Raw genomic sequence first — 229 nt, 5'->3', positions numbered from 1 at the left:
AATCTTTGTTTCCTTTCTCCACACATTCTCCAGTCAGTCCTTGTAAAGCTCCTCCCATGATCTCTACTTGTTCTCCAGCCTCGATCTCCTGATCTGACAATTCATAGGCTACTCCTGTTTCTACTACACGTTTGATGGCATTGGTCTCTTCCTCTCTCACATGAGCATGCTCTCCAGCAAAATGCACAAACTTCACCGCTCCAGGCACGTGGACGATTTTATAAAGGTC

At 45.9% G+C, this 229-nt stretch carries 1 pseudogene; it reads right to left on the bottom strand.

The features are described from left to right. Positions 1-229 (bottom strand): annotated as a pseudogene (locus I5349_RS14205) (UpxY family transcription antiterminator); the annotation flags it as partial.

The sequence above is a fragment of the Penaeicola halotolerans genome, from assembly GCF_016464625.1.
Lineage (GTDB): Bacteria > Bacteroidota > Bacteroidia > Cytophagales > Cyclobacteriaceae > Penaeicola > Penaeicola halotolerans.
The sequence above is the reverse complement of the archived record's forward strand: the minus strand, read 5'-3'. Positions and strand labels throughout refer to the sequence as shown.